This window comes from Streptomyces sp. NPDC060002, from assembly GCF_042737245.1.
Classification (GTDB): domain Bacteria; phylum Actinomycetota; class Actinomycetes; order Streptomycetales; family Streptomycetaceae; genus Streptomyces.
On sequence record NZ_JBHWUW010000020.1, the window covers coordinates 22442 to 45856 of the forward strand.

The 23415-nt window shown below is 67.7% G+C and carries 14 protein-coding genes and 2 pseudogenes; 7 read left to right on the forward strand and 9 right to left on the reverse strand.

Annotation, left to right across the window (positions count from 1 at the left end; genetic code table 11):
* Positions 1-411: 411 nt before the first annotated feature.
* The 3 genes from ACFWBD_RS19335 to ngcE are packed head-to-tail and all read right to left on the reverse strand — an operon-like array spanning position 412 to position 3782.
* Positions 412-1344, reverse strand: a complete 933-nt coding sequence (locus ACFWBD_RS19335) for a carbohydrate ABC transporter permease (RefSeq protein WP_385667976.1) — start codon at positions 1342-1344, stop codon at positions 412-414.
* Positions 1345-1346: 2 nt separating this feature from the next.
* Positions 1347-2273, reverse strand: coding sequence for a carbohydrate ABC transporter permease (locus ACFWBD_RS19340; protein ID WP_385668126.1), 927 nt, complete (start codon positions 2271-2273; stop codon positions 1347-1349).
* 45 nt (positions 2274-2318) lie between these two features.
* Complete coding sequence (ngcE, locus tag ACFWBD_RS19345; RefSeq protein WP_385667978.1) at positions 2319-3782, reverse strand: N-acetylglucosamine/diacetylchitobiose ABC transporter substrate-binding protein; 1464 nt, start codon at positions 3780-3782, stop codon at positions 2319-2321.
* 382 nt (positions 3783-4164) lie between these two features.
* Here ngcE and ACFWBD_RS19350 point away from each other — a divergent pair, with 382 nt between their 5' ends.
* Both ACFWBD_RS19350 and ACFWBD_RS19355 read left to right on the forward strand, forming a co-directional pair.
* Complete coding sequence (locus tag ACFWBD_RS19350; protein ID WP_385667980.1) at positions 4165-7974, forward strand: GH92 family glycosyl hydrolase; 3810 nt, start codon at positions 4165-4167, stop codon at positions 7972-7974.
* A 109-nt stretch (positions 7975-8083) separates the two neighbouring features.
* Positions 8084-8608, forward strand: a complete 525-nt coding sequence (locus tag ACFWBD_RS19355; protein ID WP_385667981.1) for a hypothetical protein — start codon at positions 8084-8086, stop codon at positions 8606-8608.
* A 556-nt stretch (positions 8609-9164) separates the two neighbouring features.
* Here ACFWBD_RS19355 and ACFWBD_RS19360 read toward each other — a convergent pair.
* The 4 genes from ACFWBD_RS19360 to acnA form a co-directional block, all read right to left on the reverse strand.
* A complete protein-coding gene (locus ACFWBD_RS19360) occupies positions 9165-10229 on the reverse strand; it encodes a lytic polysaccharide monooxygenase (RefSeq protein ID WP_385667983.1) in 1065 nt (354 codons plus the stop codon).
* Between the two features lie 1226 nt (positions 10230-11455).
* A complete protein-coding gene (locus ACFWBD_RS19365; RefSeq protein ID WP_385668128.1) occupies positions 11456-12883 on the reverse strand; it encodes an ATP-binding protein in 1428 nt (475 codons plus the stop codon).
* Between the two features lie 215 nt (positions 12884-13098).
* A complete protein-coding gene (locus ACFWBD_RS19370; protein WP_385667985.1) occupies positions 13099-13824 on the reverse strand; it encodes a response regulator transcription factor in 726 nt (241 codons plus the stop codon).
* A 391-nt stretch (positions 13825-14215) separates the two neighbouring features.
* Positions 14216-16933 (reverse strand): aconitate hydratase AcnA, encoded by a 2718-nt coding sequence (acnA, locus tag ACFWBD_RS19375; protein ID WP_385667987.1) that lies wholly within the window; start codon positions 16931-16933, stop codon positions 14216-14218.
* A gap of 616 nt (positions 16934-17549) precedes the next feature.
* Between acnA and ACFWBD_RS19380 the strand changes: the two genes are divergently transcribed.
* The 5 genes from ACFWBD_RS19380 (at position 17550) to ACFWBD_RS19400 (ending at position 22446) form a co-directional block, all read left to right on the forward strand.
* Entirely contained in the window at positions 17550-17702 is a 153-nt protein-coding gene (locus ACFWBD_RS19380; RefSeq protein WP_385667989.1) for a hypothetical protein, read from the forward strand.
* Between the two features lie 100 nt (positions 17703-17802).
* On the forward strand, positions 17803-18003 hold the full coding sequence (locus ACFWBD_RS19385) for a DUF4236 domain-containing protein (RefSeq protein ID WP_082412957.1): 201 nt from the start codon (positions 17803-17805) through the stop codon (positions 18001-18003).
* Between the two features lie 64 nt (positions 18004-18067).
* Entirely contained in the window at positions 18068-19597 is a 1530-nt protein-coding gene (locus ACFWBD_RS19390) for a UDP-N-acetylglucosamine 1-carboxyvinyltransferase (protein ID WP_385667991.1), read from the forward strand.
* A 1497-nt stretch (positions 19598-21094) separates the two neighbouring features.
* Positions 21095-21676: a hypothetical protein gene (locus ACFWBD_RS19395; protein WP_385667992.1), complete on the forward strand. Its 582-nt coding sequence runs from the start codon at positions 21095-21097 to the stop codon at positions 21674-21676.
* A 140-nt stretch (positions 21677-21816) separates the two neighbouring features.
* The gene (locus ACFWBD_RS19400) at positions 21817-22446 is read left to right on the forward strand and encodes a class I SAM-dependent methyltransferase (RefSeq protein WP_385667994.1); all 630 of its coding nucleotides are present in this window, start codon (positions 21817-21819) and stop codon (positions 22444-22446) included.
* Positions 22447-22596: 150 nt separating this feature from the next.
* Here ACFWBD_RS19400 and ACFWBD_RS19405 read toward each other — a convergent pair.
* Together ACFWBD_RS19405 and ACFWBD_RS19410 are read right to left on the reverse strand one after the other, a co-directional pair.
* Positions 22597-22920 (reverse strand): annotated as a pseudogene (locus tag ACFWBD_RS19405) (transposase); the annotation flags it as partial.
* 36 nt (positions 22921-22956) lie between these two features.
* Positions 22957-23265: pseudogene (locus ACFWBD_RS19410) on the reverse strand (LD-carboxypeptidase); the annotation flags it as partial.
* Positions 23266-23415: the final 150 nt, after the last annotated feature.

The window sequence follows — 23415 nt, forward strand, 5'->3', positions numbered from 1 at the left end:
CCACCCCGGAGCCGGAACCGACGTCCGGACGGGAGTACAGACGTCCGGACGGGAGTACATGTGGCGCGACCTCGCGTCGAGGCCGCGGCGGAGGACCGGCGAGGGCACGAACGGCGGCGGGCTGCCGACGGAGGACGTGAACGACGACGAAGGCGGACCCCGGGAGGGCGGGCACGGTGCGATGGGCGGACCCCGGGAGGGCGGGCACGACGCCTTGGGCGGGCGCCGGAAGAGCGGGCACGGGGGCCTTGGACAGGCGCCGGAAGAGGGGGCAGACGCCATGGACAGGCACCGGAAGGGTGACGGCGAAAGGTGGACGTCACCTCTGCGCGGGCGGTTCCGTGAAGCAGGCGCCCGCGCAGACCCGAAGAGCTTCTCGACGCGGGCGCCGGCCGTGTTCTGGACGCGCTCCTACTTCAGCGCCCCCGCGGTCAGCCCCTGCACCACCTGCCGTTGGAAGACGATGTACGCGGCGAGCACCGGAAGCATCGCCATCACGAGGCCCGCGAAGAGCCCCGACCAGTCACCCTTGTAGCCCTGGCTGACGGCCAGTTGGACCAGGCCCTGGGTGAGGACGCGCTTGTCGGGATCGGTGTTGAGGACCGTGGGGAGCATGTACTGGTTCCACTGGCCCAGGAAGTTGAAGATACCGACGCTGATCAGGCCCGGCTTGGCCATGGGCACCATGATCTGGAAGAACGTACGGCTGTGCGAGGCGCCGTCCACGAAGGCCGCCTCCGCCACCGAGGTCGGCAGCGTGCGGAAGAAGGCCGTCAGGAAGAACACCGTGAACGGCAGCGAGTAGGCGATGTAGACGAGGATCAGGCCGTGGATGGAGTTCAGCAGGCCCATGTTGTTCACGACGTAGAACAGCGGGACCAGCGCCAGCATGATCGGGAAGCTCATGCCGCCGATGAAGAGGTAGTAGATGAAGCGGTTGCCCGGGAAGTCGAAACGCGCGAGGACGTAGGCCGCCATGGAACCGAGGACCAGCGTGCCGATGAGTGAACCGCCCACCACCAGGATGGTGTTGAGGAAATAGTCGCTCATGTTGGCCTCGGTCCAGGCCCGTGACCAGTTGTCGAAGTGCAGTCTGTCCGGCAGTGACCAGGGCGACCCGAAGATGGAGCTGTCGTTCTTGAAGGAGGTCATCACCGCCCACAGCAACGGCAGCACGACCATGATCGCCCAGATGACCAGGATGCCGTGGGAGAAGGCGTTGAGAACGTTTCCTTCCGTTTTCTTCTCCGTAGGCGGTTTCCTGGTGGACAGGCCGATCTTCGTGACCGTGACGGTCGAGCCGGACTCGGCCGGCAGGGGCGCGGGGGTTTCGGTCGTCTTCATCGTCAGTACTCCAGCCGCTCGCGCCGTCCCAGTCGCATCACGACCGCGGCGAAGGCCAGCGTCACGATGAGCAGGGCGACGCCGATGGTGGTGGCGTAGGCGGCCTGACCGTCACGGAAGGCCTTCTGGTACACGTACAGGACCATGACGGTGGTCGAGTAGTCGGGGCCGCCGGGTCCGGTCGTCATGATCTGCACGACCGCGAACGACTCGGCGCCGAGCGCGAGGATCCCCATGTAGACCCAGCCCGACTGCACGGTGTCCCAGAGCAGGGGCAGGGTGATGCGGAAGAACGTCGCGGCCCGGCCCGCGCCGTCCAGCAGCGCGGCCTCGTACAGGTCCGCCGGGATGGAGGCCATGCCCGCCGAGAACAGGACCACGAAGAAACCGACCGTGGACCAGACGAGCACCGCCATCACGCACCACAGCGCGAGATCCGGGTCGCCGAGCCAGAGCGGCTGGAGACCGTCCAGCCCGATCCCCCGGAAGAAGGAGTTGATCGCGCCGCTGTCCGGGTTGTACGCGAAGGCGAACAGCAGCGCCACGATGGCGATCGACAACACCTGTGGAAAGAAGTACACGATCTTGTAAAAGGAAGAGCCCCGGACCCCGGAGATCACCGGGCCGCCCTTCCTTCGCCGTCCACCGACATTGATCATGAAGGCGAAGAACAGCGCCAGGCTGATCGTCACCAGCGGCAGCACGACCGCGAACATCAAGCTGTGCTGCAAGGACTTCCAGAAGATCTCGTCGTCCAGCATCCTCCGGTAATTGTCCAGGCCGACCATCTTGAATTCGGGGCTCAGGCCGGTCCAGTCCGTGAACGAGTAGTAGATGGACTGGACGAACGGCCATACCACGAAGAGCGCGTACAGTCCCAGAGGGAGCGTCAGGAACCCCACGATGAACCGGTACTTGCCGTGCTGCATCGCCACTCCGGTGCTTTTATGGATACTTCGCCGTGATTCTCACCGTCACTGGTGCTTGTAATGCTTGATCGTCGTGTCCTTCGCGGCCTCGTCGGCGTAACCCTGGATCTTCTTGACCGCCTCGGCCGGAGTGAGTCGGCCGGCCATCATCTCCCCGAGACCGGACACCCCGATCTTCTCCTTCTGCAGCTGGACATACCAGTCCTGAAGCCGCGGATTCACCACGTTCTCGCCGGCCTTGTCCAGCGCCGCCACACCCGACTTGAGGCCCGGAGTGAGGGTGATGCCGTCGGTGCCGCCGTTGTACGCGGTCAGCGACTTCACCTTGGAGGTGAAGTTCCTGGAGGACGCCTCGCTGAGCATGACGCGCAGCTGCTCCATGCCGCCCGCCGTGTTCTTCGCCTTGGCCGGCACGACGAACGGCTCGCCGCCGGACGCCCAGATGGTGCCGAAGGGCATCTTGTCGGAGGAGTCGATGCCGGTGGGCGCGGAGACGGCCAGGTCGAAGTCCGCGGGGATGACGTTCGCCGACTCGTTCTCCACCCAGGAGCCGTTGGGGATGAACAGGGCCTTGCCCTTGGCCCAGGCGGTCTGCGACTGGATGTGGTCCAGGCCCGGGGTGCCCTGGAGGACGTAACCCTTCTTGTACAGCTCGTAGTAGGCGTCGAAGCAAGCCTTTACCGCCGGGTGTTTCCAGGCGTTCGGCTCCAGGTTGTCGATGGCGTCGAGGACCTCGCGACCGCCCACCTTGCCGATCATCGGGTACAGCGAGAAGGGGAGGTAGTACGGGTATTTGCCCGCGTACGTCCAGCCCGCGATGCCCTTCTTCTTGGCCTTCTCGCAGACCGCGAGCATCTCGTCCCAGGTCTCGGGATACGTGGCGTCGAGCGAGTCAAGGGCCTTCTGCGAGTACCAGACGCCGTAGACGGTGTAGGCGTAGTACATGATCCAGACCGGGTCGCCGTCGAACTGGCCCATCTCGACGATGCCGGGGCGCAGGGTCTCGCGCACCTTCTTGTTCGGGTCGTCGTAGGACGGGGCGTCCAGGAGCGGGGTGAGGTCGGCAAGCTGTTTCTTGCCGACCAGGACGCCCATGTCCATCTGCTCGGCGCCGGAGTTGTCGATGAGGTCGGGCGGGGTGCCCTGGTTGAAGCGGGGCTGGAGGGTCGACTGGATCTTCTGGGTGGCCGAGAACTTCACCTTCGCGTCGGGGAAGCTCTGCTCGTAGATCTTGACCGCGTCCTCGGCGTACTCCTTGCCGAAACCGCCGTCGAACAGGACGAATTCCATCTGGGCGGTGTCGTTGACCGCGAGAGGATTCTTCGCGGTCTTCTTGCCGGCCTTGGCCTTGTCCTCGTCGCCCCCGCCGCTGCTGGCGCAGGCGGACAGAAAGCTCATGGTGGGGACGGCGATCAGGCCGAGCGCCGCGGATCTCTTGATCAGATCTCGGCGGCCGACACCTGCGGAGCCGTTCTTGTTCGAGCCGATGTTCTCGGAGTGGGATCCCATGCTCAAGTCCTCGCCTTCTCCAGGACTCAGGCGGTGCACCGGATCCTTCCCGGCACCGCGGTCAGGTCAAGCAGGGTCGTACGGATCATGCGGTCGGACGCCGTCGCCGGATTCGACGGTGAATCGCCGACAGGTATAGTCCACTTCTTGCCAACGGAGCAAGATCGAATGCAAGGTTGGCCATTGGTCTTTTCCGAGTTGAGACCTCCCGGAAATATGACCGGCCGGTGGGCGGCTTGCCGGAAAATTGCATGACATGGGCCCCACCTGGCGCAATCAACATCCTTGACATCACTGTCCACTTGGCCACCTACTGATTCCTGCGCCACCAAGAAGACAACGTTGTCCGGGGCGTTGTCCGGCGCGGGGAGGGTGCTCACGCATGCGACGGTTGAGGCGGTTGCGGGCGGTCGTGATCACGGCCGCTCTGGTCATGACGGTCGGCGCTCAGGGGACGGCGGTCGCGCTGCCTTCCCCGGTGCCGGTACCGGGCCGGGGGTTCGCCTCGTCCTTCGAGGCGGGTGAACACGCCCCCGACTGGCAGAGCACCGTCGACACCACGCCCGGCGGAGGCAAGCGGGCCTCGGGGGTGGACGGCGGCTACGGCGGTGGGCTGCCCGGCGATGTGACCGACCGGGTCACGGACGTCCGGGCGAGCGCGGAGAACACGGCCGGCGGCGAGGTGAAGGAGAACCTCGTCGACGGCGAGGCGAGCACCAAGTGGCTGGCGTTCGCGTCCACCGGGTGGGTCGAGTTCGATCTCGACGAACCCGCGCGGGTAAACGCTTACGCACTCACCTCGGCCAACGACGTCGCCGGGCGCGACCCCGCCGACTGGACCCTCTCGGGCTCGGCGGACGGTACCGCCTGGACCTCGCTGGACACCCGCACCGGGGAGTCCTTCGCCGAGCGGTTCCAGACCCGTACGTACACCCTCGCGGCCCCGGCCGAGTACCGGCACTTCCGGCTGGAGGTCACCCGCAACCACGGCGCCGGGATCCTCCAGCTCGCCGACGTGCGGTTCGGCACGGGCGGCAGCGACGGGCCCGTCCCGCCGGACATGCTCACCGTCGTCGACCGGGGCCCGAGCGGCTCACCGACCGCGAAGGCCGGCGCCGGCTTCAGCGGGCGACGGGCGCTGCGTTACGCGGGTCGGCACACCGCTTCCGGCCACGCCTACTCGTACAACAAGGTTTTCGACGTGAATGTCCGGGTCGGCTCACGCACGCAGTTGGCGTACCGGATCTTCCCCGGGATGGCGGACGGCGACCGCGACTACGCCGCGACAAATGTTTCCGTGGACCTGGCCTTCACGGATGGCACGTATCTGAGCGGGCTCGGCGCGAGCGACCAGTACGGCTTCCCCCTGTCGCCTCGTGGGCAGGGCGCCGCGAAGGTGCTGTACGTCAACCAGTGGAACGATGTGGTGTCGGGGATCGGGACCGTGGCGGCCGGGAAAACGGTCGACCGGATCCTCATCGCCTACGACTCCCCCGGCGGGGCGGCCCGGTTCAGGGGGTGGGTGGACGACATCGCGCTGCGCACCGCTGCCCCCGAGGCGGCGAAGGCTCATCTGTCGGACTACGCGGTGACCACCCGAGGCACCAACTCCAGCGGGAGCTTCTCGCGTGGAAACACGTTTCCCGCCACGGCCGTGCCGCACGGCTTCAACTTCTGGACGCCGGTGACCAACGCGTCCTCACTCGGCTGGCTGTACGACTACGCGCGGGCCAACAACGCGGACAACCTGCCCACGATCCAGGCGTTCAGCGCGAGTCACGAGCCGAGTCCGTGGATGGGCGACCGGCAGACCTTCCAGCTGATGCCGTCGGCCACGGCCGGCGTCCCGGACACCGGGCGCGCAGCGCGGGCCCTGGCCTTCCGGCACGGGAACGAAACCGCCCGCCCGTACTACTACGGAGTCCGTTTCGAGAACGGTCTTACGGCGGAGATGGCACCGACCGACCATGCGGCCGCCCTGCGCTTCACCTACCCGGGCTCGGACGCGAGCGTCGTCTTCGACAACGTGACCGACCAGGCGGGATTGACCCTGGACAAGGAAGCCGGCGTCGTGACCGGCTACTCGGACGTGAAGTCCGGACTGTCGACGGGAGCGACCCGGCTCTTCGTGTACGGCGAGTTCGACGCCCCGGTGACGGACGGTGCGTCGAGCGGCGTAAAGGGTTACCTGCGTTTCGACGCCGGCGCCGACCGCACGGTCACCCTGCGCCTGGCGACCTCCCTCATCAGCGTCGACCAGGCCCGCGACAACCTCAGCCAGGAAATTCCGCAGGACACCGATTTCGACACCGTCAAGCAGCGTGCCCAGCAGCAGTGGGACAAGCTCCTCGGCACGGTGGAGATCGAGGGTGCGAGCCAGGACCAGCTCACGACGCTGTACTCCAGCCTGTACCGGCTCTATCTGTACCCCAACTCCGGTTTCGAGAAGGTCGGTTCGACGTACCAGTACGCGTCGCCGTTCTCGCCGATGCCGGGCCAGGACACCCCGACGCACACCGGTGCGAGAATCGTGGAAGGCAAGGTGTACGTCAACAACGGTTTCTGGGACACCTACCGGACGACCTGGCCCGCCTACGCCCTGCTGACACCCACTCAGGCCGGTCAGCTGACCGACGGCTTCGTCCAGCAGTACAAGGACGGCGGCTGGACCTCGCGATGGTCCTCGCCCGGGTACGCCGACCTGATGACCGGCACCTCGTCCGACGTCGCCTTCGCGGACGCGTTCGTCAAGGGAGTCGGCTTCGACGCCAAGGCGGCGTACGAGGCGGCGTTGAAGAACGCGACGGTCGTGCCCCCGGCGTCGGGAGTGGGCCGCAAGGGCATGGCCACCTCGCCCTTCCTCGGCTATACGGGCACGGCGACGCACGAGGGCCTGTCCTGGGCGCTGGAGGGCTACCTCAACGACTACGGCATCGCCCGCATGGGCCAGGCCCTGTACCGGAAGACCGGCGAGAAGCGCTACCAGGAGGAATCCGACTACTTCCTCAACCGCGCGCAGGGCTATGTGCACCTCTTCGACGCGAAGGCCGGGTTCTTCCAGGGCAAGGACGAGAAGGGCGACTGGCGGGTGACGTCGGAGGCCTACGACCCGCGGGTGTGGGGTTACGACTACACCGAGACCAACGGCTGGGGCTACGCCTTCACCGCCCCGCAGGACAGCCGGGGCCTGGCCAACCTGTACGGCGGCCGCGACGGTCTGGCGAAGAAGCTCGACACCTACTTCGCCACCCCGGAAACCGCTTCCCCGGAGTTCGTGGGTTCGTACGGAGGCGTCATCCATGAGATGACGGAGGCGCGGGACGTGCGGATGGGCATGTACGGGCACTCCAACCAGGTAGCCCACCACACGATCTACATGTATGACGCGGCCGGGCAGCCCTGGAAGGCGCAGGCGAAGGCCCGCGAGGTGCTCGCACGGCTCTACACCGGCAGCTCGATCGGGCAGGGGTACCACGGCGACGAGGACAACGGCGAGCAGTCGGCCTGGTACCTGTTCTCCGCGCTCGGCTTCTATCCGCTGGTGATGGGAAGCGGCGAATACGCCGTCGGCTCGCCGTTGTTCACGAAGGCGACCGTGCACCTGGAGAACGGCAAGGACCTGGTGGTCAAGGCGCCGAGGAACAGCGCCAAGAACGTGTACGTACAGGGGCTGAAGGTCAACGGCCGTGCATGGACGTCGACTTCACTGCCCCACACGCTTCTCGCCAAGGGTGGGGTCCTGGAGTTCGACATGGGACCGCGCCCCTCGTCGTGGGGGTCCGGAAAGAACGCCGGTCCGGTGTCGATCACTCAGGACGACAAGGCGCCAACGCCGCGTACGGACGTGCTGAAGGGCGCGAGCCCGCTGTTCGACGACACGTCGGCAACGCAGGAAACGGTATCGGGTCCGCTCGCCCTGCCGGTCACGGCCGCCACCAAAGCGACGCAGTACACCCTCACCTCGGCCGACCACACGCAGGCACCGACGGGTTGGGTACTCCAGGGCTCCGCCGACGGGTTGACGTGGACCGACCTGGACCGGCGCTCCGGCCAGACCTTCCCGTGGGACCGGCAGACACGCGCCTTCACACTCGCCCAGCCGGGCACGTACGCGCACTACCGGCTGGTCGTCGACACGGACGCGGGTGGGACGGGCCAAGTCAGCCTCGCGGAGGTCGAGTTGTTGTCCTGATCCGGTAACCAACAGCGATGCCCTGCTGTACCGGGTGTCACCCTTGTTCCAGAATGACGAGGCCGCCCGCGGACACCGGGCGGTCCGTCATGGAGGGGGAAATCGGTACATGAGCATCATCAGACGGTTCACGGGACTGCTCGCGGGTGCGGCGCTGGGAGCGGGAGCCCTGTTCGCGACAGCGGCTCCGGCGCAGGCGTACAGCCCCAACCCGGTGTTCCACGCCTACTACTACGACACCGACAACTGCCCGTGCAGCGGCGGTAACCTCACCGACCCGTTCGACAACACCTACTTCGCGAACGACGCCGGCGGCCAGGCCGTGAAGATGGAGCTGACCGACTCGGGGGCGTTCGTCGGCAAGGTGGAATTCCACCCCAACGACGAGAAGCTGTGGGTGTACGACACCGCCAACGACGGTGACACGTACTACGTCAAGGTCAGCTACACGTCCGGCGGCGCGACCCGCGACCTGGGCACCTTCAGCCCGCCCGGGACCACGGCGGTGCTGGACTACCAGGTTCAGGACTTCGACCTGCCCGAAGGCGCTTACGTCGACATTTCCGTCTACGACGACGCGGCGCTCACCGACCTCATCGGCGCCGCCCGCGGCACCGGATCGGCCATCGCCTAGGCAAACCCGCGTCACCCGGAGAGATCATGCCGCTCACCGTCCCCCGGTACGGGGAGCTGAGCGGTGGCGCCGGTCCCCGGAGGGAGATGCCCCCGTACCCGTTCAACGGGCACGAGGGCGGCGAGGCCGAGCGGGTGGCACCAACTGCGCCGCCTCGCGGCGACGTTGACCGACGACGTCCGCATCGCGCCACCACCCGCGGGCGACAGCCGGAGCTGTGCGTCACGGCGGAAGCCGGGCCCTGCTGCGGAGCGGCGCTCCACGCGTCAGGCCGAGGCGATCGTGCACCCCCTGCGCGAGTGCGCCTGCCGGCACTTGGCGCCGGCAGGCGCTTCCTGGCCAACCTGCACCAACTCGTTTGGCTCCTGCACGCGTTGACCCGTAGGGTCGTCCACACGACGTCGAGACAACGTTGTCGCCCGCGTTCCCTGTCCGTGGCACCGTCCGGGCGGGGACACCCCGGGCCGCCCCGCTCCCCCCTTGGGGCGGGCCCGGCTCGCGGGCCCGGTGGGTGTGCGGCTCGCCGCCCGCCGGGCCCGCCCTGAGCTGTTCTTGGTCAACCGACCCTGCAGGGAAGGCCCGTGGCACTGTCGCCACCCGAGCCGGAGACGACGTATCCGAACGTCGTACTCTGGCCCGGACTCAACGAGCCGTTCCAGTCGGCGTTGTGGACCATCACCGCCTGCCCGTTGTACGTCGCGTTGCCGCTCCACAGACTGGCCACCGACTGACCGCTCGGCAGCGTCCAGTCGACCATCCAGCCGAGCATCGCAACGTCGCCGGAGTTGGTGACGGTCACCTCGGACTGGTAACCGCCGGTCCAGCTGTTGGTGGTCCGACGAGTGGCGGTGCAGGTACCGGGAACGGGCTCGGTCGGGTTTCCCGGTTCGTGGATGCCGGTCACCTCGCCGTTTCCGCCGTCGAAGACGACGTCGGAGCAGGAGTAGAAGGTCTCGGCACTGTCCGAACGCTGCCAGACCATGTAGATGATGTGCCGGCCGGACTTGTTCGCCGGGAGTTGGCCGGTCCAGGAGTAGTTGGCCTCGACCGTACCCGGACTGCCGTTGAGCGGCGGGTGGTCGACGGAGAGGAAGGGCTGGCTCTCCATCGCGTCCCAGGTGAGAGTCTGGGTCGGGTCGAAGCCGTCCTTGGTGACATAGACGTAGAACCAACCCGGATGCGCCGCCCAGGCATTGTAGGAGAAGTCGACGCTCGCGCCCGAGGTGAGATGGGTGAGCGGCCAGTCGCTGCGGGCCGCGTTGAAACCGGTGAAGTTGGCGTTACCGCCACTGCACAGCTGACCGTCCGGCACGAAGCCGCGGGTGCGGCCCGCCCCGTCGGAGCGCAGCACCGAGAACCAGTTGTAGAACGGCGTGGTACCGCTCACCTGCTGCGCGTTCTTGCAGGCGGGGTTGACCGGCTTGATCTCGCCGGTGTCGGTCAGCCCGTCCTGCCAGCACAGGAAAGTGCGGCTGCCGGGTTTCATGGGGGTGCCGTGAGCCTCGGCCTTGCCGCCGGTCGTGACGATCAGGCCCAGAGCGGGGACGGTGGCCAGCAGGGCGAGGAGGACGAGGAGGAGGGCCCGGGTGCGTAACCTTGACTTGGTGCCTGACGTGATCATGACAGATCGCATGGCGAATGAGTCCGCCTTCCGTGTACGGACCGTGCGTGCATGGGGTGCACTGCGGATGCGGGCGTGGGGGCGTGAAGTGGGAGCCTCCCGGACCCGAGCCCGACAGGTTCCGGTCCGCCGGGCACGAGCGGATATGGGAGCGCTCCCACCTCACCTGTGGCGGAAGGTAGCGCCGTACGGCCCATTTGTAAATGGCTCGTACGGCGCTCCTGCGAAACGTCGGGCTGTCAGTGGTGATGCGGCGACGTATGGAGGTGCCGGCGCAGAAGCTCCTTGCCGTAGTCGTTGCCGTTGGGTGTGCGGACCACACAGTGCAGACGCTGCTGCGTCGGGGCCCCGCCGTTGCTCTCGCCGTAGAGCGAGCCGAACGCGAACAGCGACTGGCAGTCGACCTCGATCCCCAGATGACCGGGCTCTGCATACGGCAGTAGAAAGCGTATCCGGCGGTCGTTCCACCCATCCAGGCGAAGTGGGTCTTGGCGAGATGTTTCCGCATGGCCCCACCGGCCCCGCCGCTCGGGGAGGCAGTGGCGGTGGCGTCCGCCGTGCCGGTGGCATCATCGGCCATCGCGGCCCCGGCCCCGGCCCCGGCCCCGGCCATGGTCGCCACGGCGGTGGCGCCACTGGCGAGGAAGACCTTGCGCATGAAGTTTCGGCGACTGTCGTGAGCGCGTCGACCGGTTTCGGGCTGCCGTTCCGCCTGCGGTCCCAGTTTCCCGGGAGGTGGAATCGGTCATCTCCGCTGGCTCCCTTCGTCATTGGCACGCCCATGACGGGGTGTCGGGCCGGGGACGACTGTGGGAGCGGAAACTGATGGAAAACTGAAGAGGTGGGCTCTCAGATGCCGGGGAACTCGACGATTCGTCGGGCGTGTTGCCGGCTGGAACAACGCCGGTAGGCCGTTGCGTCCGTTTCCTGGTGCGACCCACTGTGGTGGCCCGACGAGACGATCGGTGTGGCCGATGTGGCCGATGTGGCCGATGTGGGCCGATGCGGCCGATGCCGTCGAACCAGCGTCGTTGCGGACAGCGGTTTCTTGGCGTCTGACCGCGCCGGCCGGAGCAAGCGGACCGAGGCGGCCCCATTGGAACGGACCGGCTGTGCGGCGTGGTGAGCGGGCCGAGTGAAGTCCCACAGTGGTGTGGCGGGGCGCGCGAGACACCACCGTGTGGTGGCGGAGCGCGCCCGCTCGAGCACCTCGGCAGCGCTTCAGCTCATCGCACCGACACCCGTGGGCTCCAGGTCAGGGTGTCCGCGCCGGTGTCCCCTGCGAGCGGCAGCTCCACCGTGAACTCCGTGCGGCCCGGTTCGCTGTGCACGGCGATGTGACCGCCGTGGGCCGCCGTGATCGCCGCGACGATGGCGAGGCCGAGGCCGGCGCCGCTGCCTGCGGTGGCGCGGGCCCGGGAGGCGTCGGCGCGGGTGAAGCGTTCGAAGACCGCCGGGAGGAGGTCGGGCGGGATGCCGGGGCCGTCGTCCCGGACGCGCACCGCGCACATCCCCCGTCCTGCCTCCACCACCGCCACGACACTCGTGCCGACGGGTGTGTGCACACGCGCGTTGGCCAACAGGTTGGCGACCACCTGATGGAGGCGTGCCTCGTCGCCGAGGACCAGGGGCGCCTCGTCGAGACACAGCTCCAGTTGCCAGTCGTGACCGCTGCCCGCGGCCCTGGCGTCCCACACCGCCTCGGCGACGAGCGCCGCCAGATCCACCTCGGCGGATTGCAGCGGTCTGCCCTCGTCCAGTCGGGCGAGCAGCAGCAGGTCCTCCACCAGGCCTGTCATCCGCGCCGACTCGGCCGTCACCCGGCGCCAGGCCAGTCCCGGTTCGATGCGGTCCGTCCCCCGGTTCATCAGCTCCGCGTATCCGGCGATGGAGGCGAGGGGGGTACGCAGTTCATGGCTGGCGTCGGCCAGGAAGCGGCGCATGCGTTCCTCGCTGCGGCGCATCCGCTCCTCGCTGCGCTGGCGTTCGGCGAGCGAGGACTCCACGTGGTCGATCATGCGGTTCAGGGCGGCGCCCACCTGACCGGCCTCGCTGCCGGGGTCGGTGTCTCGTTCGGGAACTCTGGTGAGACCGGTTACCTCGCCGCGGCAGAGCGGGGCGTGCGAGACCTCGACCGCGGTGGCGGCGACCCTGCCGAGGGGGCGCAGCTGGCGTCGGATGATCACCGCGCAGACGCAGCCGGCCACGGTGAGGCCCGCCGCCGCCACGACCGCCTCCACGACCACCAGGCCGCTGATCATGTCCTGGACGTCGTCCATCGGGAGTCCGGTGAGAACGCGTACACCGTTGTTGTCGAGCGCGGTGAAGCGGTAGGTGCCCAGGCCGGGAACCGTCCTGGTGTGCAGGCCGCCGTCGGTCTCGATGCCCTTGAGAACCGCTATCTGGGTTTCCGTCAGGTTCTGCGGCGGAGCGTCCTGGCCCACCGTCGCCGCCGCGAGGACGCTGCCGTCGGCGTCCAGACGGGCGGCGAGCATCCCGGCCGGGTGACCGCTCTCGTTGAGAAAGGTGAGGTCGTGCGTCAGGTCCGGGTGGAGTGAGGCGCCGCCCAGGCTGCGTTCCGCGGCGTTGGTGACACGGTCGTCCAGGTTGCCGAGCAGGTATGCACGCTGGACGAAAACGGTTGTGAGAGCCATCACGGCGCACACGGCGACGAGCACGACACTGATGAAGATCAGGAGCCGGGTGCGCAGCGAGCCGCCCCGCGGAGAGGCGTCCCGACTACGGCAATCCCACCGGCGGACACTCCTCGGACGGACCTCCGTCGCACGTGCATCCCTCGGACCGGCATCCCTCGGGCGGACGCTACTCGGACCGCCATCCCTCGGGTGGACGCCACTCGGATGAATCCTCATCTTCCGTCCTCCACCGGCCTGATGGTGTACCCCAGCCCGCGCACCGTGTGGATCATGGGCGAGCGGCCGCGGTCGACCTTCCGGCGCAGGCTGGAGATGTACACCTCGACGAGGTTTCCGCCGCCGTCGAAGGAGCTGGTCCAGACGTGGTCGAGGATCTGCGCCTTGCTCAGCACCTGCCGCGGGTGCTCCATGAGCAGGCTGAGGAGTTCGAACTCCTTGGCGGTCAGGGTGATCCGCGAACCGTCACGAAGCACTTCACGGCTCTCACCGGTCAGCACCAGGTCGCCGAGGACGCGTACGGAGTCGTCGGTGCGGGACCGTTCGGCACCGGACCGGCGCAGCAGTCCGCGCAGTCGCAGCACGACCTCCTCCAGGGAGAACGGTTTCGTGACGTAGTCGTCGGCCCCGTTCTCCAACCCGTCGATGCGGAACTCCAGCGCGTCGCGGGCGGTGAGCATGAGGACGGGCAGCTCAGGGTTCTCATAGCGCAGACGGCGCAGCACCTGGATCCCGTCGAGATCGGGCAGCATGCCGTCGAGGACGACGGCGTGCGGGGCGCAGCCGCGCGCGATCCTGAGCGCGCTCTGTCCGTCGGCGGCCGGGTAGGGGCGCCAGCCCGCCTCGGTGACGGCCACGGAGAGCACTTCGGTGAGCGCGGGCTCGTCGTCGACGATCAGAACGCGGACCCGTCCGCTTCGGGTACCGGAGATGCCAGCCATGTCCTGATCCTGTCCCGGTTGGCTGAGGGAACCCTGTGTTCCGACTGAGCCGGAGCCGTGTGAACCGGGGTTCTTCCCACCTGCGCCGATCCGTGGCTTCTCACGGTTTGCCTCCCCATGACTCGGGGAGGACCGCCGGCGGCTGTCCACCAACTACCGCGGCCCGAAAGAACATTGACACTCGTCGACCACGGGAGCTCGGCGTCCGGGCGGCACGGTGGAGGGCCGCACCCCCGCTGACGGGGATGCGGCCCTCCACTACCGTGCCGTACTGCTTGCCTACCGCTTGCTGAACCGCTGCTCGACCGTTTACGGAACCGGTTGCTCGATCGGTTCTCGATCGGTTGCGGAACCGCTGCCTGATCGGTTGCGGAACCGCTTGCCCGATCGGCTACTTGCGGATCAGGCTGCGCAGCACGTACTGCAGGATGCCGCCGTTGCGGTAGTAGTCCGCCTCACCGGGGGTGTCGATGCGGACGACCGCGTCGAACTCCACACCGGTGTCGGTGGTGACCTTGACCGTGGCGGGGGTGGTGCCGTCGTTCAGCTCGGTGATGCCGGCGATGGAGAAGGCCTCCTCGCCGGTCAGGCCGAGGGACTCGGCGGACTGGCCCGCCGGGTACTGCAGCGGGATGACGCCCATGCCGATGAGGTTGGAGCGGTGGATGCGCTCGTAGGACTCGGCGATGACCGCCTTGACGCCGAGCAGCGCGGTGCCCTTGGCCGCCCAGTCGCGGGACGAACCGGAGCCGTACTCCTTGCCGGCCAGGATGACCAGCGGGATGCCCTGCTCGATGTAGTTGCGCGAGGCGTCGTAGATGAACGACACCGGCGCGTCGGCCTGGGTGAAGTCACGGGTGTAACCGCCTTCCGTCCCCGGCGCGACCTGGTTGCGCAGGCGGATGTTGGCGAAGGTGCCGCGGATCATGACCTCGTGGTTGCCTCGGCGCGAGCCGTAGGAGTTGAAGTCACGCCGCTCGATGCCGTGCTCGGTGAGGTACTTGCCCGCCGGGGTGTCGGCCTTGATGGCGCCGGCCGGGGAGATGTGGTCGGTGGTGACCGAGTCGCCCAGCTTGGCGAGGACGCGCGCGCCCGCGATGTCGGAGACCGGGGTGGTCTCCATCGTCATGCCCTCGAAGTAGGGGGGCTTGCGGACGTAGGTCGACTCGCTGTCCCATTCGAAGGTGTTGCCGGTCGGGATCGGCAGCGCCTGCCACTGGGCGTCGCCCGCGAAGACGTCCTGGTAGGACTTGTTGAACATGTCCTCGCCGATGGAGTTCGCCACGACGTCGTTGACCTCGGCCTCGGAGGGCCAGATGTCGGCCAGGAAGACCGGCTTGCCCTCCTGGTCCGTGCCGAGGGCGTCGCGCGTGATGTCCACCTTCATGGAGCCCGCGAGGGCGTAGGCGACGACCAGGGGCGGGGAGGCCAGGTAGTTCATCTTGACGTCGGGGTTGATCCGGCCCTCGAAGTTCCGGTTGCCGGAGAGGACCGAGGTGACCGCGAGGTCGTGGTCGTTGACGGCCTTGGAGACCTCCTCCGGCAGCGGGCCGGAGTTGCCGATGCAGGTGGTGCAGCCGTAGCCGACGAGGTTGAAGCCGACCTTGTCGAGGTACGGGGTGAGGCCCGCCTTGTCGAAGTAATCGGTTACGACCTTCGAACCCGGGGCGAGCGTGGTCTTGACCCACGGCTTGCGGGTCAGGCCCTTCTCCACGGCCTTCTTCGCGACGAGCGCGGCGGCGACCATGACGTACGGGTTGGAGGTGTTGGTGCAGGAGGTGATGGCCGCGACCGTCACCGCACCGTGGTCGATCTCGTACGTCGAGCCGTCGGGGGCGGTCACGGTGACCGGGTTGGACGGGGCGCCGTTCGGAGCGACGGCGGGGGCGTCGGAGGCCGGGAAGGACTCCTGGCCGGCCTCGTCCACGGAGTCGACGTAGTTGCGTACGTCCGTCTTGAACTGCTCGGCGGCGTTCGCGAGGACGATACGGTCCTGCGGGCGCTTCGGGCCGGCGATGGACGGGACGACCGTGGACAGGTCCAGCTCGAGCTTCTCGGAGAAGTCCGGCTCGGCCTGCGGGTCCAGCCAGAGGCCCTGCTGCTTGGCGTACGCCTCGACGAGCGCGACCTGCTGCTCGGAGCGGCCGGTGAGCTTGAGGTACTTCAGCGTCTCGTCGTCGATCGGGAAGATCGCGGCGGTGGAGCCGAATTCCGGCGACATGTTGCCGATGGTGGCGCGGTTCGCGAGGGAGGTGGCGGCGACGCCCTCACCGTAGAACTCGACGAACTTGCCGACTACGCCGTGCTTGCGGAGCATCTCGGTGATGGTCAGCACGAGGTCGGTGGCGGTGGTGCCGGGAGTGAGCTCACCGGTGAGCTTGAAGCCGACGACGCGCGGGATCAGCATGGAAACCGGTTGTCCGAGCATCGCGGCCTCGGCCTCGATGCCGCCGACGCCCCAGCCGAGGACGCCGAGGCCGTTGACCATGGTGGTGTGCGAGTCGGTGCCGACCAGGGTGTCGGGGTAGGCCTGGCCGCCCCGGACCATGACCGTGCGAGCGAGGTGCTCGATGTTCACCTGGTGGACGATGCCGGTGCCCGGCGGGACGACCTTGAACTCGTCGAACGCGGTCTGGCCCCAGCGCAGGAACTGGTAGCGCTCCTTGTTGCGGCCGTACTCCAGCTCGACGTTCTGGGCGAAGGCGTCGTTGGTGCCGAACTTGTCGGCGATGACGGAGTGGTCGATGACCAGCTCGGCCGGGGCCAGCGGGTTGATCTTCGCCGGGTCGCCACCGAGCTCCTTGACGGCCTCACGCATGGTGGCGAGGTCGACGACACAGGGCACGCCGGTGAAGTCCTGCATGATCACGCGGGCCGGCGTGAACTGGATCTCCTGCGACGGCTGGGCCTGGGAGTCCCAGTTGCCGAGCGCACGGATGTGGTCGGCGGTGATGTTCGCGCCGTCCTCGGTACGGAGCAGGTTCTCCAGCAGCACCTTCAGGCTGTACGGAAGGCGAGCCGAGCCTTCCACCTTGTCCAGCCGGAAGATCTCGTACGACTCGTCGCCCACCTGCAGCGTGCTGCGGGCGTCGAAGCTGTTCGCCGACACGACAGTCTCCTTCTTTGATGTGCGCTTACCACCGCATCCTGCCGCCACGCAGACTTGGCCGATCCGCTAAGGTCAGGCTAAGTTAGGTCACCCTTACTGGGTTGGCGGCTGCGGGGCGCCTCGGCAGATATCTCGATGTCGAGATAACTCTAGTACATGGGGGCTGAATGGTCATGCCCGGGCTCGCCGCCCGCCCCCGGGAACGCCGGATTCCGCACTCAGCCGGCCGGGCCGACAGCTCCCGCCGGGAAGCGCTGGCGAAGTATGCGGCCGGTGAAGCGCACGCCGTCCGTGACCTCGGCCACGCAGCGCACGGACCGCACGAAGGCCCGCGCCTCTTCTTCACCGGGGAACCCCTCCCCCGCAAGAGGACGCTCGATCTGACGACGGCACGGACCAGCGCCTGCCGGCGAGGAGCGCCCGACTCGCCGACCGGTCTCGGGGCGGCCGTGCGGAGCGGCCGTGCGGGGCCGGCCACACGAGGCGGCGCGGACGACTGTCGGGCACCGGCCGCGAAGGCCGCCGACGCGATCCGTGAGACGGACGGGTCCGGCGAGCCGGAGCGGTGGCGGTTCGACCGGGAGTGGACCCATGCCCGGGACGCCCGGCGGACCAGATGCGCACCCACGGCACCCTCACCCGCCTTCCGGCCGACCATGCGGCCGAGGTGCCGACCGGGGTCGGGGCCACGATCGACGCGAGGGGCCGCAGCCTCACCGCATCGCGCGCGACGGTCGCGGTGACGGGGATGCGGGACGTCGACGCCTGAACGGGCCTCGAAGGGAGGGGCATTGGCAGCGCACCGGTCATGGGTCCGCCGAGTCGGGGTAGACGTGTGCGAACGGACGCCACGCGACGAAGGAGGCTCGATGCCCCTCACTTTCCGCAAGAGTTTCCGCATCCTTCCCGGGGTGCGGCTGAACATCAATCGGCATTCCTGGTCCATCACGACCGGCGGCGGCAAGCACGGACCCCGTCACACGCACAGCAGTACCGGACGTCGTACGACATCGGTTGATTTGCCCGGACCTTTCGGGTGGCGTCGTACGCGTAAGGACAGGCACCATTGACGGGACGTCACCCGAACGGGCCCCCCAAGAGGTGCCATCTCATATCTGAGATAACCTCAACCCCATGGCAGACGACTACCTCGTACGCATCGGCAAGCTCATCCGTGACGCCCGGCAGCACCGGGGCTGGACACAGGCACAGCTCGCCGAGGCTCTCGCAACCAGCCAGAGTGCCGTCAACCGTATCGAGCGAGGCAACCAAAACATCAGCCTTGAGATGATCGCTCGAATCGGTGAAGCTCTGGACAGCGAAATCGTCTCTCTGGGCTATGCGGGACCGATGCACCTGCGGGTCGTGGGCGGCCGTCGGTTGTCCGGCGCGATCGACGTGAAAACCAGCAAGAACGCTTGCGTGGCCTTGCTGTGCGCCTCGCTGCTCAACCAGGGGCGCACAGTGCTGCGCCGGGTCGCCCGGATCGAGGAGGTCTACCGTCTCCTCGAGGTCCTGAACTCCATCGGCGTACGGACCCGTTGGATCAACGACGGTGTCGACCTGGAGATCGTGCCGCCGGCCGAGCTGAACATGGCGGCGATCGACGCCGAGGCCGCCGTACGCACCCGTTCCATCATCATGTTCCTCGGTCCGCTGCTGCACCGGATGAACCACTTCAAGCTGCCGTACGCCGGCGGCTGCGACCTCGGTACGCGGACCATCGAGCCGCACATGATCGCGCTGCGCCGGTTCGGGCTGGAAGTCGCGGCGACGGAGGGGCAGTACCACGCCGTCGTCGACCGCGCCGTCCGCCCGGACCGGCCGATCGTGCTGACCGAGCGCGGGGACACGGTTACCGAAAACGCTCTGCTGGCGGCGGCCCGGTACGACGGTGTAACCGTTATCCGCAACGCCTCTTCCAACTACATGGTCCAGGATCTGTGTTTCTTCCTGGAGGCGCTGGGGGTGCGGGTCGAAGGCATCGGCAGCACCACGCTCACCGTGCACGGCGTGCCGAACATCAACGTCGACGTCGACTACTCGCCCTCCGAGGACCCGGTCGAGGCGATGAGCCTGCTGGCCGCCGCCGTCGTCACGGAGTCGGAGCTGACGGTGCGCCGGGTGCCCATCGAGTTCCTGGAGATCGAGCTGGCGGTCCTGGAGGAGATGGGGCTCGACCACGACCGTACGCCGGAGTACCCGGCCGACAACGGCCGCACCCGTCTGATCGACCTCACGGTCCGGCCCTCCAAGCTGGAGGCGCCGATCGACAAGATCCACCCGATGCCGTTCCCCGGACTGAACATCGACAACGTCCCCTTCTTCGCGGCCATCGCGGCCGTCGCGCAGGGCAAGACCCTCATCCACGACTGGGTCTACGACAACCGCGCGATCTATCTGACGGACCTGAACCGGCTCGGCGGACGGCTCCAACTCCTCGACCCGCACCGGGTGTTGGTCGAGGGTCCGACGCGCTGGCGGGCCGCCGAGATGATGTGCCCGCCGGCCCTGCGGCCCGCGGTGGTCGTGCTGCTGGCGATGATGGCGGCGGAGGGCACGTCGGTGCTGCGCAACGTGTACGTCATCAACCGCGGCTACGAGGACCTGGCCGAGCGGCTGAACTCCGTCGGGGCGCAGATCGAGATCTTCCGGGACATCTGATACGCGCGGTGTCGTGCCCCTTGGAGGCAAAGGGCACGACACCTCAACATGTCAGTTGACCTGCGGATACCCACCTTCACGACCCTCCATTGATCATTGTTGTTTTTCAGCACCTTGTGCAACACACGTGCAAGATGATCTTGAATGGTTGACGATGCGTCAGAGATGCCTGAGTATCCGTCAGCCTTCACGGAGGGTTGTCGCCGAAGTGGCCTCGCAACGTCCGACGTCGGTCGTGTCACGCCGACCGCATCTGGTCGACGAGGTGAACGCCATCTGCCCGACGTCTCCGGCCTCGTGACGCAGCCTGGGGTCCGGCCGCGCATCCGAGTCCTCCGGCTGACCACCTCGCCGCGCAGAAGAGGACCCGCACCGCGCGGGCGCGGGTCCTGTGTTGTAGACGGGCGCCGTGACGGGCTGAGCCTGCGCCCGCCTCGTGGGAGCACCCGCCGTGACGTCCGGGCCAGCGGGGGGTCGGGCCGCCTACGATGAGCAGCGCGACAAGTCTCCGCACCCCAGGCTCTGGCCCTCAGCACATAGCCGTGGGGACGGCCGAGACCGACCGCCGGCTGACCGACTCCACCCGACTGATGTAGTCCTCCGACATGGCCGCCTTCATTGCCTGGTGCGCGAGCGTTGGCCGGCGGCCGCTGCCTGCTACCCCGGAGACGGTCACTGAGTACGTGGCGCACTTGACCGTAACCCCGTCGCCGAAGACCGGCCGCCCGCTCGCCCCCGGGTCCATCAACCGCGTTCTGACCGCCGTCCGCGCTGCGCACAGAGCGGACGCTGCGCCCGCCCCTGAGACCGAGGGCGCCCGCAAGGTACTGTCCGGCCACCATAAACGCCCGGCCGCCGCCAAGATCCGGGCCGAGGGCCGGGCCGCCCGCCCCCGTAGGACCGAGCCCTCCACCCCGGGTGCCTTCCGCGAGATGCTCGCCACCCTCGACCAGGACACACTCATTGGAAAGCGGGACGCCGCGCTGCTGTTGCTTGGCTACGCCTGCACCGCCCACGTCTCCGAGTTGGTCGCGCTCGACCAGGCCGACGCCGTTCGGCGCATCGGCGGTAGAACCGGTACAACAGATCGCGGACCTGTTCCCGGTCTGGGCGGGTCCGGGCGGTGGCCAAGCGGGTCCAGGAGGTCTTCCTTGGCGTTCCACGCTACGGTGATCGGCGCGCCGATCACCCTGGGCAGGTTGGACAGCTCGTCGAGGACGGGCCAGCCCTCGCACTGAGCGTCGGCGGTCCGATCGACCAGGTTGTCGCGCATCTCGATCAGCCGGTCTCACCGCGAGGGCGCGGGCCGGAGGAGCGGGCAACGGACGCAAGCATCTCCGAACTTCGCTGCTTGTAAGCTTTGTTGGTCGTCATCGCGAGCGATGAACGTCGTGAGAGTACTTGACGAGGTGGCTGCCGATCCGCTTCCCCTTGATCCCCGCAGCCGCATCTGACTAGGTTTGCCGCCAACAGCCGACGATCAGGCAGGCGGAGCGTATGGCGGGTTCGGATGACCTGGTGCGACTGTTCGGCCCGCCTCCGGCCCGAGACCCGTCCCCCGGCGGCTGGGCCGAGGTAGAGGACTATGTCGGCTCGGCGCTGCCGGGTGACTTCAAGGCGTTCCTTGACGCGTACGGCACTGGCGTGATCTGCGGAGAGCTGGTGGTCTTCCACCCCCGAGGGTCCAGCCCGCTGCTGGATCGGATGCGGAAGATCCACGAAGCGTTCGGCCAGTCGTGGCGACATGACTCGGACCAGTATCCGTTCCGGTTCCATCCCGCTTCGGATGGCCTCATCTCCTGGGGATACGACTACTCCGGTGACGAGCATTTCTTCTGGCCATGCGACCCGGACCCGGGCCTCTGGAAGATTGTCACGAACATCAACGGGACGGATCCCGAGGTTCTCGACGGATCGTTCACCGACTTCGTGCTCGCCTTCGTCAAGCGCCTGCGCGACGTAGACCCGCACCATGGGATCGACCCAGATGCCTTGGAGTTCCTTGAGCTGGAAGACCTGAACGAACTGGTAGAGCGCGGCGAGATCGGTCCGGTCGAGCCGAGCTTTGAACCGTTCTGATCCGGCTGCTTCACGGGGGCTTGTCGTTTTGGGGCGCGTGACGGCGCGCTTCATCCACCCGCGAGGATGGAATCGCGGCCAGGGGACCACCTGAGCTAAAAGAGGTCGCGCTCCCGACACACGCGCCATAGCGTGCGCGCGTGGACGTTGAAGATCCAAAAGAAGTGGTCCGGCGCGGATATGACGTGCTCTCGGAGCACTATGAGCGGGCATTTGGCAGCGAGACGAAGTACGGATCGTGGATCGGGGAGTTGCTCGGTCGACTCCCCGAGACAGGCACCGTCCTGGACATCGGGTGTGGCACCGGTGTTCCCGTAGCCCGGTCCCTGGTCGCGGCGGGCCACCGCGTGACGGGCGTCGACATCAGTCAGGTCCAGATCCGCAGGGCCCGGGAGCTTGTACCGGGCGCCGACTTCATCCGGGCTGATGCCACCACTCTGGAGCTTCCTCAGGGCAGCTTCGACGCCGTCGTCTGTCTGTACACCCTGATCCATGTTCCAGTGGAGGAACAGCCGGCCCTGCTGGAACGGGTCGCTTCCTGGATCCGGCCCGGAGGTTGGTTCCTGAGCACCACCGGGCATCGGGCCTGGACCGGGACCGATGAGAACTGGCTCGGCGCTGGGGCCGCGATGTGGTGGAGTCACTCCGACGCTGCCACGAGCCGCGCATGGCTCGTGCAGGCCGGCTTCGACGTGGCCCACGAGGAGTTCGTCCCCGAAGGCGACAGCGGCGGCCACGTCCTGTTCTGGGCTCGGCGCTCTCCGGGATGACGGGGGCAGGCCGAAAGAAACCGGGCGGCGACACCGGGCCTCTGATCGGGTGAGGTTCGGGATCGATGATCAGAGTAGTGGGTCGGCACTCTTGGCTGCGTCGGTTTTCTGAGTGCTCTGGTCCACTTCGTGTGGTCGCGTGACTCTCGGTTACGCCAACAGGACTCGTTCGCGCGGGAGATCGAATCCTGCGCGGCCGAACGTCTGGCGCTTGAGCATCTTGATCCGGTTGGCATGACCCTCCACGACGCCGGAGTTCCAGGGCAGTGTGAGGCGCGCGGTGACAGCGTCGAGGTCGCGTTCGAGGTGTTGGGCGAAGCTCCGGAGGCAGGGCAGTTCGGTGGTGGAGGCAGCCGCTTCGATCCAGGTCGGCAACGGGTCGCCCTGGCGGGGAGCGACCATGTGCCGAAACGAGCGCACGTGCTCGGCAAGTGCCGTCAGCTCGGCGCAATTGGCCAGGACGGCTTTGAGCTGGAGCAGGTCGCCTTCGGGTAGGGCGTCGATCAGGTCGAGGTAACCGAGCGCCGTCTGGCCGCCGTCATGCGCGATGATCGCGCGCACCTCAGGATCACGCAGTAGTCCATTGAACTCCTCGGCGATCTCCGCCGGCCGAGCCGCACTCCACCAACGGTGCCGCCCTGCTTCGAGGAGCGGTGCCCGACGCACGCGGAAACCCATCCGCTCGAGCACGATGACCGCCTGCTCGAGGTCGGGCTCGTAAGCGGCATCGAGCGGACCGGACAGCACCGCGATGACGACGAGATCTCCGGGCCTCAGGGCACGAGGCCGCAGCAGTTGAGGTTGTGTCGTACGGGTCATCGAGGCAGTGCCCCGACACCCGTGACAACACGCTACTCATTTACCGATCGACCGCCCAGCGACCCCTCCTGTGAGGCGCCCGGTCAGCTGGCCTGGGCCTGTCCGTTCTGGGCTTGTCCGTTCTGGGCTTGTCCGTTCTGGACTTGGGCT